The organism is Pigmentiphaga sp., assembly GCF_019689535.1.
Lineage (GTDB): Bacteria > Pseudomonadota > Gammaproteobacteria > Burkholderiales > Burkholderiaceae_B > Pigmentiphaga.
In genome coordinates this window covers 1-11,006 of record NZ_JADGHH010000112.1, presented here as the reverse complement: position 1 = coordinate 11,006, position 11,006 = coordinate 1, and the positions used below count along the sequence as shown (strand labels likewise).

General features: G+C 65.0%; 8 protein-coding genes. 5 read left to right on the top strand and 3 right to left on the bottom strand.

Annotation, left to right across the window (positions count from 1 at the left end):
• The 5 genes from holA to IRZ12_RS10975 form a co-directional block, all read left to right on the top strand.
• The coding region (holA, locus tag IRZ12_RS10995; RefSeq protein ID WP_296468313.1) for a DNA polymerase III subunit delta at positions 1–478 on the top strand (478 nt) is incomplete at its 5' end.
• Positions 479–506: 28 nt separating this feature from the next.
• Positions 507–1,772, top strand: a complete 1,266-nt coding sequence (locus IRZ12_RS10990; protein WP_296468311.1) for a glutamate-5-semialdehyde dehydrogenase — start codon at positions 507–509, stop codon at positions 1,770–1,772.
• Between the two features lie 95 nt (positions 1,773–1,867).
• A complete protein-coding gene (locus IRZ12_RS10985) occupies positions 1,868–2,290 on the top strand; it encodes a CopD family protein (RefSeq protein ID WP_296468309.1) in 423 nt (140 codons plus the stop codon).
• Between the two features lie 65 nt (positions 2,291–2,355).
• The gene (locus IRZ12_RS10980; RefSeq protein ID WP_296468314.1) at positions 2,356–3,888 is read left to right on the top strand and encodes a THUMP domain-containing protein; all 1,533 of its coding nucleotides are present in this window, start codon (positions 2,356–2,358) and stop codon (positions 3,886–3,888) included.
• A gap of 341 nt (positions 3,889–4,229) precedes the next feature.
• The gene (locus IRZ12_RS10975; protein ID WP_296468307.1) at positions 4,230–4,421 is read left to right on the top strand and encodes a hypothetical protein; all 192 of its coding nucleotides are present in this window, start codon (positions 4,230–4,232) and stop codon (positions 4,419–4,421) included.
• 156 nt (positions 4,422–4,577) lie between these two features.
• Here the strand turns inward: IRZ12_RS10975 and adeC are convergent, their stop codons facing one another.
• From adeC to IRZ12_RS10960, 3 genes are all read right to left on the bottom strand, one after another.
• A complete protein-coding gene (adeC, locus tag IRZ12_RS10970; RefSeq protein WP_296468305.1) occupies positions 4,578–6,101 on the bottom strand; it encodes an AdeC/AdeK/OprM family multidrug efflux complex outer membrane factor in 1,524 nt (507 codons plus the stop codon).
• A 1-nt stretch (position 6,102) separates the two neighbouring features.
• The gene (locus IRZ12_RS10965) at positions 6,103–9,285 is read right to left on the bottom strand and encodes an efflux RND transporter permease subunit (RefSeq protein ID WP_296468303.1); all 3,183 of its coding nucleotides are present in this window, start codon (positions 9,283–9,285) and stop codon (positions 6,103–6,105) included.
• A 145-nt stretch (positions 9,286–9,430) separates the two neighbouring features.
• On the bottom strand, positions 9,431–10,648 hold the full coding sequence (locus IRZ12_RS10960; protein ID WP_296468301.1) for an efflux RND transporter periplasmic adaptor subunit: 1,218 nt from the start codon (positions 10,646–10,648) through the stop codon (positions 9,431–9,433).
• Positions 10,649–11,006: the final 358 nt, after the last annotated feature.

Here is an 11,006-nt window from a genome sequence, read left to right as displayed (position 1 = left end):
CGCGCACCAGGAAATCCTCAAGCTGGGCCTGCTCTATCCTGAAGGCGCCCTGACGCTGGAACAGGTGCAGGAAGCGGTCATGAACGTCGCGCGCTACGACGTATTCAAGCTGCGCGACGCAATGCTGGCTGGAGATGCCCAGCGCATCGTCAGGCTGATCGAGGGCTTGCGCGCGGAGGGCGAAGCGCTGCCGCTCGTATTGTGGGCGGTGGGCGAAGAGATCCGGCTGCTGGCCCGACTTTCACAGGCCGCCCAGCAGGGTCAAAGCGTACCGGCCCTAATGCGGACGCTGCGCTTCTTTGGCACGCACGAGCAACTGGCCCATCAGGCGCTCAAGCGCATTCCGCCCCAGGCATGGACCGCTGCCGTCCACCACGCCCACGAAGTGGACAAAATCATCAAAGGCTTGCGCGTACCGGGGCGCTTGCCAGACCCATGGCACGAACTCACGCGCCTTGCGCTCAGGCTCGCGGCCTGAGGCACGGCCCATTTTTTTCGCATTTGGAATGGATACTCACACACTCGACGACACCATGCGTCAATTGGGCGCCCGGGCCCGCAAGGCCGCCCGCCAGGTCGCGCGCGCGGACGACCGCACGAAATCGGCTGCGCTCCGGGCCATGGCCGAGCGCCTGCGGGAACGCAAGGATTGGCTGCAGGCGGAAAACGCCAAAGACCTGGAAGCGGCCAAGCGCAATGGGTTGGAGCCCGCGTTGATCGACCGCTTGACCCTGTCGGACAAAGCCCTGGCCCTGATGGCGGCTGGCCTGGAGCAGATCGCCGCGATGCCAGACCCCGTCGGCGAACTGACCGAGACCCGGCTGCGCCCGAACGGCATGCAGGTGGCCCGCATGCGCGTACCGCTTGGCGTCATCGCCATCGTCTACGAGTCGCGCCCCAACGTCACGATCGACGCCGCGGCGCTCTGCCTGAAATCCGGCAATGCCGCGATCCTCCGTGGAGGCTCCGAAGCCATCCATTCGAACACGGCGCTCGGGCTCATCGTGCGCGCCGGCCTGGAGGCGGCCGGCCTGCCGGCCGACGCCGTGCAGGTGGTCGAAACCACAGACCGTGCCGCCGTGGGCAAGCTCGCGACCATGACAGAGTACGTGGACGTCATCGTTCCGCGCGGAGGAAAGGGACTCATCAAGCGACTGTCCGAAGAGGCCAAGGTGCCCGTGATCAAGCACCTGGACGGTATCTGCCACGTATACGTGGACCGCGACGCCGACCTCGCCAAGGCCCAGGCCATCGCGTTCAACGCCAAGACCTACCGGTACGGCATCTGCGGCGCAATGGAGACGCTCCTGGTGCATGCGGACGTCGCGCCCGCCTTCCTGCCCCCCATGAGCCGCGCCTTCATCGAGCACGGAGTCGAATTGCGGGGTTGCGAGCGCACGCGGGCCATCGTCCCCGAGGCCGTGCCCGCCAGCGAGGAGGACTGGGCCACCGAGTACCTGGCCCCCATTCTCTCAGTGAAAATTGTCGACGACATTGGGCAGGCGATCCACCATATCGAAACCTACGGTTCGCAACACACCGACGCCATCGTGACAGAGAGTCTGGCGGCGGCTCGCCGCTTCCAGCGCGAAGTGGACTCCAGCTCCGTCTACGTCAACCTCCCCACTTGCTTTGCCGACGGGTATGAATACGGATTGGGCGCCGAAATCGGCATCTCGACCAACAAGCTGCACGCGCGAGGGCCCGTTGGGCTGGAAGGACTGACGACCCTCAAGTGGGTGCTGACCGGCGACGGCCAGACGCGCGGCTAACCGGTCGCCCCGGGCACACATGGCCTGCCTCCCCGATCCCTGTTACGCTGCCGCGATGCCGCGCAAGCTGTTTTTGAACTGACGAGGAACCGCTCATGTTGTGGGTGAAAGCTTTCCATATCGTATTCGTCGCCTCCTGGTTTGCAGGGTTGTTTTACTTGCCCCGCATCTTCGTGAACCTGGCCCAGGAAACGAACGAGGCGGCCATCGCCCGGCTCCTGGGCATGGCGCGGCGGCTATTCCGCTTCATGACCATGCTGGCGGTACCCGCCGTGTTGCTGGGGCTATGGCTTTATCTGGGTTACGGTATCGGCATGGGTCCGGGCAACGGCTGGATGCATGCCAAGCTTGCCGTCGTCCTGCTGGTGATAGGCTATCACCACGCTTGCGGCAGCCTGCTGCGCAAATTCGAAGCCGGGCGCAACACGCGGTCCCATACGTTCTATCGCTGGTTCAACGAAATCCCCGTGCTGCTGCTGCTCGCGGCCACGATCTTCGTTGTCGTCAAACCTTTCTAACCGTTCCGACCTTGTCCGATACCCCCGAGCGCAAGACCAAGACGCTATCCCTCCCCGCTGGCGCGTTGCGCCCCCCTGCCGGCGACGGACGCAATGCCGACCGGCGCACCCGCTCGGGCCCGCGCGCCCACCGGGTGGCCCGGGCTGCGCTCGAAAGCGGCAAGCTCTCGCCCGCCGAGCCGGAACGCGAGTCCGGTCGGCGCGGGCCCAAACGTCCGGACGAGCACGCTGTCCCGGCCAAACCGCCCGGGCGGCGATCTCGTGATGCAGGCGACCATCCCTCGGGCGCTCGCCCGCCGCGTGCCGGCAAGGCGGCCCAAGCGGTGCCTACCACCCGGCCCAACCAGTCCGGGCGCAGCGTCGAGGCCGTCCCGCGCCGGGAACGCCCCGGACCAGGGCGCTTGGAGGCCTTGGCGGATGCGGGGCGCCGTGTGCCCGCGCCGCCTCGGGCCGAAACCTTTGCCATGTTCGCGCCCTGCCCACAAGGGCTGGAAGAGGCCCTGGCCGACGAGCTGCGCGCCCTGGGATTCGACGATGTCAGCCCCGGCCGGGCCGGGGCGCACTTCTCGGCAGACTGGTCGGGCATGATGCGCGCAAATCTCGAGTCACGGCTGGCTACCCGGATACTGGTCCGCGTTGCCCAGGAAACCGTGCACGACGAAAATGACTTGCTCGAGCTCGCCCGGTCTACCCCCTGGGAACGCTGGTTCGGCGCGGAATGCACCTTGCGCGTCGACACCTCGGCCGTGCGCAGCCCCATGAAGAGCCTGCAATTCTGCAACCTGCGGGTCAAAGACGGCATCTGTGACAGGCTGCGGGAACTGGAGGGCGAGCGTCCCAGCATTGACACCGTGCGGCCGGGCGCCCGCGTCCATGCCTTCTTGGACGAAACGAGCGCCACGCTTTACCTCGACACGTCTGGGGAATCGCTGTTCAAGCGCGGCTGGCGCCTGGACAAGGGAGAAGCGCCGCTGCGCGAGAACCTGGCCGCCGGCTTGCTCGCGCTCTCGGGCTGGACGGCAGACGTACCGCTCATCGACCCGTTCTGCGGCAGTGGCACGATCCTGATCGAAGCCGCCCTCAAGGCGCTCAATGTTCCGCCTGGCATCTCCCGCCCCTTCGGCTTCGAAAGGCTGCGCGACCACCCGGAACGCCGCTGGCGCGACCTGAAGGACGACGCCCGCAGCCGGATCCTGCCGGAATTGCCCATGCAGCTGGCCGGCGCCGACATCGACCCGCGCGCCATCGAAGCTGCCCGCGAAAACGCCCGCCGCGCCGGCCTCACGGAAGACGCGGTCTACTTCGAAGTCGCCGACGCGCGGGACACCTGCCCCCTGGACGAACGTGCCGGCTGGCTGGTCACCAACCCTCCCTACGGCGAGCGGCTAGGCCTTGAACAAGACGACCAACTGTGGTCGGAATGGGCGACCACGTTGAAACGGGAGTTCGGCGGCTGGCAGCTCCACGTCATCACCAACGACTTCGACCTCCCGAGGAAGCTGCGCCTGGACCCGTTCCGGCGCACGCCGGTCCACAACGGCGCCCTGGAATGCCGCCTATTCGGCTTCCGGCTGGTCCAAGGCAGTTTCCGCCGCTAACCCGGAAAGGCGGCCTTCGCCGCCTGCTACCCCTTCCTTTCCTCGTTTCTTCCGCCAGCAAAGGGAGGCGTCCGTTCGTCTGCTCCCTATCCTGCCCGGATGGCCCGCCAGCCCCATATCACCCTGCGGCTGCGCCGCTGCCCTCCGCCGCCCCCTATTTCATCCCTCGTCGACCCGTCAAGCTTGGGAACAGGCCGAGAGAAAGATGATGCGCTGCAACAACATTCTGTCGCTTTTTCCGCCTATGAGACAAAAAGGCTTGCACTGTCCTGGGGTTTCCCCTAATATAGGGTTATCCCCTAGGTGATACCACCTAGCCAACCCAGAGAGAGGAATCCACCATGAAATACGTTCAAGACGCCAAATTGACCGATACCCTCGAACGCCAACTGATTCGCGACGAACTGGCCAACGAGGTCGACCAACCCCGTCCGTTCGAAGCCGTGCGCAATGCCGCCGTCCAGGTCTTTGACCTCATCGCCGACCTCAAGCGCGCCGCACGCCGCTACAACGTTCAATACGCCAACGGCTGAGCACCGTGGCGCGCGTCATCCGAGGGCGTCCCCGTTACCGGGAGACGCCCTTTGTTTTTGGTCGTCCCGGGCGAAAAAAATCTCCATGCGGGCCATGCCCCCATGGAGATTTCGAAGCGAAATGAAAGGGGTGCAGCGATCTGCACCCCTTTGTACTTATTGGGCGGTAGCGCTGGTCGCGCTCGACGACACGACGGAATGTTCTTCCCATCCGCCGCCCAGCGATTTGTACAGGGCCACCAAATTGTTCAAGCGCTGCGTGCGCGCCTGTAACAAGCCTTGCTCAGCCGTAAACAGCTGTCGTTGGGCATCGAGCACCTGCAGGTAGCTGTCCACGCCATTCTTGTAGCGCAAATCCGACAGTTCGACGCTTCGGCGGGATGCATTCACGAGCTGCTCCTGCGCCTGGATCTGGCGGTCGAACGCCCCCTTGGCGTCGAGCGCGTCAGCCACTTCGCGGAAGGCCGTCTGGATGGCCTGCTCGTATTGGGCCACCGCAATATTCTTGCGGGCCTCCGCCAAATCGAGATTGGCTCGATTGCGGCCGCCGTCGAAGAGCGGCAGGCTGATCTGGGGCGTGAAGCTCCATGCCAGCGACCCACTGTCGAACAGGCCGGACAGCTGGCTGCTGGCCGTGCCGAACGCGCCCGTCAGCGCAATGCGGGGGAAGAAGGCCGCCCGCGCGGCGCCGATGTTCGCATTCGCCGCGCGCAGCTGCTGCTCGGCGGCGCGAATGTCCGGACGCCGCTCGATGACATCCGAGGTCAGGCCCACCGGTACGTCCGCCAATAGCGATTGCGCATCCAACGGGCGGGGCGGAGGGAGATCGGCCGGCAAGGGCTGCCCAATCATGAGCACGATCGCATTGGTGGCCTGGGCCCGGTTGCGCTCGGCGATCGCCAGCTCCGAGAGCGCGCTTTGCACCAGCGACTCCGCCTGTTGCAGCTCCAGCTCCGAAGCCGTTCCCGCGTCATACCGAATCTTGATCAGCTCATACGATTCCTGGCGCGTCTTGAGCGTACGCTGCGCGAGGGAATAGAGCTCGTCGCTCGCACGCTCGTTCAGGTAGGCATTGGCAAGCTGCGCGACGAGGCTGATCTGCGTGGCACGCCGCGCTTCCTCGCTCGCCAAGTACTGCGCCAAGGCCGCCGCGCTCAGGCTCCTGACGCGGCCGAACAAGTCCAGCTCGAAGGCCGTCACCCCGAGGTTCACCTGATACTGGCTGCCCACGGTCTGCTGGCGCGAGGGCGAAAGATCCGCGGGCGTGCGCTGGCGCGTGCCAGCGGCATTGGCATTGACGCCCGGCACTTGGTCTGCGCGGATCACGCCGTACTGTGCCCGCGCTGCCTCGATATTGAGCACCGCCACGCGTAGGTCGCGATTGTTTTCCAGCGCCAACTCGATCAGCCGCTGCAGCCTCTCGTCTGCGAAAAACTGCCGCCATCCAATGTCAGCCGCGGCTGGCTGCGAGCCGGCCGCCGCGGGGGCTCCGTGCGCGGAGAAATCCGGCGCGACCGGCGCAGCGGGCCGTTCATAGGCCGGGATCATCGAGCATCCGCCCACCAATGCAGCGACCGCCGCAGACACGAGTGTCCTGCGCAGGCTGGCTCCACGGACCGACCCTGCCGCCCCGGCCTCCTGGCCGGGCAGCAAACGCAGCACGCGTGAAAGTCCCTTCATATCAATTTCCTTCATGCTTGACTGCTCCCGCCGCGCCTGCATCGGCCGCCTTCGGTTGATCGTCATGATGACCCATGACGTGCAGCGATTCAGGCCTGGTCTTGAACAGCTTGAGCACTACCACGAAGAACACCGGCACCAGGAACACCGCCAACAAAGTGGCGGAGATCATGCCTCCCATCACGCCCGTGCCGATGGCGCGCTGGGCGCCCGAACTCGCCCCAGTCGCGATGGCGAGCGGCAGGACGCCCAAAATGAACGCCAGCGAGGTCATGATGATGGGACGGAAGCGCAGCCGGGCCGCCTCGATGGTGGCTTCGGCCAGCCCCTTGCCCTGGGCGTAGAGGTCCTTGGCGAACTCCACGATCAGAATCGCGTTCTTGGCCGACAGGCCGATGATGGTGATCAGCCCCACCTTGAAGAACACGTCGTTGGGCATGCCAACCAGGGTGACGGCCAGCACAGCCCCGAGGATCCCGAGCGGAACCACGAGGATCACCGAGAACGGAATCGACCAGCTCTCGTAAAGCGCCGCGAGCACGAGGAAGACCACCAACAGCGACAAGGTCAGCAGGATGGGCACTTGCGCGCCCGACACCCGCTCTTGCAGCGACTGCCCGGTCCACTCGTAACCGATGCCCGGGGGCAAATCGCGCACCAACCGCTCCATCTCGGCCATGGCATCCCCGGTGCTGAAGCCTGGCTTGGCGTCACCCGAGATCTTGTACGCGGGATACCCGTTGTAGCGGATGACCTGTACCGGCCCCTTGTCCCACTCTGAGGTGGCGAATGCGGAGAACGGCACCAGCTCCCCTCTCGAATTGGCGGCATAAAGGCGCAGCAAGTCGTCAGGGGTCATCCGGCTTTCGGCCTCGGCTTGGACGACCACCCGCTGCACCCGGCCCGCGTTGATGAAATCGTTGATCACGGCCGAGCCGATCGAGGTGGACAACGCGGACCGAATGGACTCGAACGACACGCCCAGGGCATTCGCCTTGTCCCGGTCAATCAACAGCCGCAGTTGCGGCGCATCTTCCAGGCCTTCGACGCGTGCGTACGCGATCACCGGGCTCTGGGCCACCGCTGCCAGCAACTGGTCGCGGGCATCCCGCAGCGCGTTGTGGCCGAGGCCGCCGCGGTCTTGCAGGCGGAAGGTGAAGCCGGTCGCGTTGCCGAGTTCGGGAATGGCGGGCGGCACGATCGAGAACACCATAGCGTCCTTGATCCGGGCGAAGAAGGATCCGTTGGCGCGCGAGGCCTCGGCTTGGGCCGACTCATCCGGGCCGCGCTCGGACCAGTCCTTGAGCGTGGCGAACGACAGCGCGGCGTTCTGGCCCATGCCGGAGAAGCTAAAGCCCATGATGGTGATGATGGACTTCACCGACGGACGCGAGCGGTAATGCTCCTCCATGGCCTCGACGGCCGCGAGCGTGCGGTTGGACGAGGCACCCGGCGGCGTCTGGACATCAGTGATCACGTAACCCTGGTCTTCGGCCGGGAGGAACGAAGACGGCAGGCGCACGAAGGTATAGGCCAGTACCGCCAGGATGGCCACATAAAGGAGCATGTAGCGTCCGGTCCTGCCCAGGATGCGCCCGACCCAGTTCTGGTAGGCATCCGCGGTGCGGTTGAAGCTGCGGTTGAACCATCCGAAGAAGCCCTTCTTCTCGAGATGGGCCCCTTTGGGGATGGGCTTGAGCAGCGTCGCGCACAGGGCAGGCGTCAGAGACAATGCCAGGAAGCCTGAGAACAGGATCGACGTTGCCATGGCCAGGGAGAACTGGCGGTAAATCACGCCTACCGATCCGCTCATGAAAGCCAGGGGCAGGAACACCGCCGTCAGCACCAGGGTAATGCCGATGATGGCCCCGCTGATCTGCCCCATGGCCTTGATGGTGGCTTCCTTAGGCGGCAGGCCTTCCTCGACCATGATCCGCTCCACGTTCTCCACCACCACGATGGCGTCGTCCACCAGGATACCGATCACGAGCACCATGCCGAACATGGTCAGCACGTTGATAGAGAATCCCGCGGCGTACATGCACGCGAACGACCCCATCAGGGCAATCGGCACCACGATGGATGGAATCAACGTGTAGCGGAAATTCTGCAGGAACAGGAACATCACCAGGAACACCAGCACCATGGCTTCGACCAGGGTGTGGAGCACCTTCTCGATCGACGCCTTCACGAAAGGCGAGGTGTCGTACGGGATGTCGTACTTGTAATCGGGCGGGAAATAGGCCGCGAGCTCCTCCATCTTGTTCCTGACGCCCTCGGCCGCCGACAGCGCGTTGGCGCCGGGCGCAAGCTGCACCGCGACGGCTGCCGTCGGCTTGCCATTCAGGCGCGAGGAGAACATGTAGGTCTCGGCACCGACCTCGATACGAGCGACGTCCCGCAGGCGCACGGTCGAGCCGTCCGGGTTCGCGCGCAGGATGATGTTGCCAAACTCTTCGGGCGTGGCAAGCTGCCCGCGCACGGTAATCGACGCGTTGATCTGCTGGTTGGGCAAGTTGGGCTGGTCGCCGATCGCGCCCGCGGGCAATTGCACGTTCTGGCCCGCGATCGCCGCATTCACGTCGGCCGCAGAGAGCTTGTACCCCACCAGCTTGGCCGGGTCGATCCACACCCGCATGGCGCGCTGCGACGCGAACAGCTGTGCGCGGCCCACGCCGGGGATGCGGCGGATCTCGCTGAGCACGTTGCGTGTCAGGTAGTCGCCCAGCCCGACGGCGTCGGTCTGGCCGCTCTCGGACGAAAGCGTCACCACCAGCAGGAAGTTGGTGCTGGCCTTCTCGATCCGCAGGCCCTGCTGCAGCACGGTCTGGGGCAAGCGCGACTCCACGCGCTTGACGCGGTTCTGGACTTCCACCGCCGCCAAGTCCGGGTTGGTGCCCGGCGCGAAGGTAATGTTGATCTCGGCGCGGCCGTAATTGCTCTGCGACTCGAAATACAACATGCCCGGGGCACCGTTGAGCTCGTCCTCGATCAGTGCGGTGATGGACTGAGAGATCGTTTCCGCGGACGCGCCGGGATAGGTCGCCGAGACGGTGATGACCGGAGGCGCCACCGCCGGGTACTGCGACACGGGCAGATTCGGAATGGCCAGGACGCCCGCCAGGATGATGAACAGCGCGACCACCCAGGCAAAAATCGGCCTGTTAATAAAAAATTGCGACATGTCTGGTGACTCTCTTAGAGAAGCTTCTGGCGGCCCGGCTGGACCCGGCTCGACATCAATGGCGCAAGACACGCCCCGCCCCGACGGGGACGGAGCTCACCGGCCCGCTCGCCCGGGGCCCACATTGCTCCGGACGCCGTACCCATCACGGCTTGCTACTGCCTTGAGCCGTCGCTGGCTGTGCCCCCGAAGCCGGGGCGCCCGAGGCAGCCTTCCAGGGAACGGGCTTGACCTGCGCGCCCGGGCGAATCTTCTGGAAGCCCTCCACGATGACGACGTCATTGGGCGCAAGCCCCTTCGTCACGACCCAGCGGTCGCCCACCGCGGCGCCGGTCTGGATGGGCCGCGTTTCGACTTTGTTATCGGCGCCCACCACGTAGACCGCTGCGTCGCCATTGGCGCCCCGCTGCACCGCTTGCTGCGGCACGGTAATCGCCGCCTCGTCTATGCCTTGCTCGACGCGTACCCGCACATACATGCCGGGCAGCAGCACGCTCTTGGGATTGGGAAATTCCGCGCGCAGGGTCACCTGGCCCGTGCTCTGGTCAACCGTCACGTCAGAAAACAGCAGCCTGCCCGTTAGCGGATATTGCGAACCGTCGTCGAGCAGGAGCGAGACGCGCGCCTCATTGGGCGCGACCTGCTTGATCTTGCCGCTGTCGAACGCCGCTCGCAGTTGCATCAGCTGGGTCACGGACTGGGTAAAGTTGACGTAGATGGGATCCAGGCGTTGGATGACGGCAAGCGGCGTCACTTCTCCCTGCCCGACCAAGGCGCCTTCCGTCACCAGCGCGCGGCCGATGCGACCCGATATGGGAGCCGTGACGGTTGCATAGTCGAGGTTGAGCTTCGCGCGGTCGAGCGCAGCCTTGCTTGCCGACACGGCGGCTTGCGCCTGCTTGTAAGCCGCCACGGCATTGTCGTATTCCTGCTTGCTGATGGCGTTTGCCTTGACCAGCGGCTCGTAGCGCTCGGCGAGCATGCGCGCCTGGTACAAATTCGCTTCGTCCCGCTCGAGGTTCGCCTTGGCGCTGTTGTAGTCAGCCTGGAACGGCGCTGGGTCGATCTTGAACAGCAATTGTCCGGCCTTGACGTCGGACCCTTCTCGAAAAGCCCGTTGCAGGACGATGCCGGGAACCCGCGCCCGCACTTCCGCGATCCGCGTGGCTTCCACGCGTCCGGGCAGCTCGTTGACGATGACCTCTTTCGCGGGCTGGACGGTAATGGTGCCGATCTCCATGGGAGGAGGCGCACCCGCGCCCTGCTGTGCGCTACCGTTTCCTTTGCTGCAAGCCGACAACGCGAGCAAGGTCGCCAGCGATACCGCGCCTAGCAGATAAGGGGAGCGTCTTTTGCGTTGCATAGCATTCCTCTAGGCATATGACGTCGCGGCGAAGGGCCGGACGTAATCGAAATCCCTGGATCACGAAAGCCTTGCGGGTCCGGCGGCCGGAGCGCAGCCCCAGTGCGGACGAGAAGACAGTGCGGACATCATGAAGCGGACGATTATACAAACATTCACGGATGTTTGTATAAAAAACAGAGGACTTTTCGACGTCGGCAGCCGCCAGCGGACGGTGCCACCCCAGGATGTCGAGATCGGGATCCTTTCCCTTGGCAGCCGGCGCCGAACCACGGCCGGCTGAAGAAACAAGGGAGAATGCTCCCATATTTTTGTGGCGCCACGCTACGTGAGGCGTGACTTTGCGTTGCACGTGTTG

Bases quoted from the DNA above. Each gene is read 5' to 3' on its own strand.
- adeC (WP_296468305.1), bottom strand. From the start codon at position 6,101: ATGAAGGGACTTTCACGCGTGCTGCGTTTGCTGCCCGGCCAGGAGGCC.
- IRZ12_RS10975 (WP_296468307.1), top strand. From the start codon at position 4,230: ATGAAATACGTTCAAGACGCCAAATTGACCGATACCCTCGAACGCCAA.
- IRZ12_RS10990 (WP_296468311.1), top strand. From the start codon at position 507: ATGGATACTCACACACTCGACGACACCATGCGTCAATTGGGCGCCCGG.
- IRZ12_RS10960 (WP_296468301.1), bottom strand. From the start codon at position 10,648: ATGCAACGCAAAAGACGCTCCCCTTATCTGCTAGGCGCGGTATCGCTG.
- IRZ12_RS10985 (WP_296468309.1), top strand. From the start codon at position 1,868: ATGTTGTGGGTGAAAGCTTTCCATATCGTATTCGTCGCCTCCTGGTTT.
- IRZ12_RS10965 (WP_296468303.1), bottom strand. From the start codon at position 9,285: ATGTCGCAATTTTTTATTAACAGGCCGATTTTTGCCTGGGTGGTCGCG.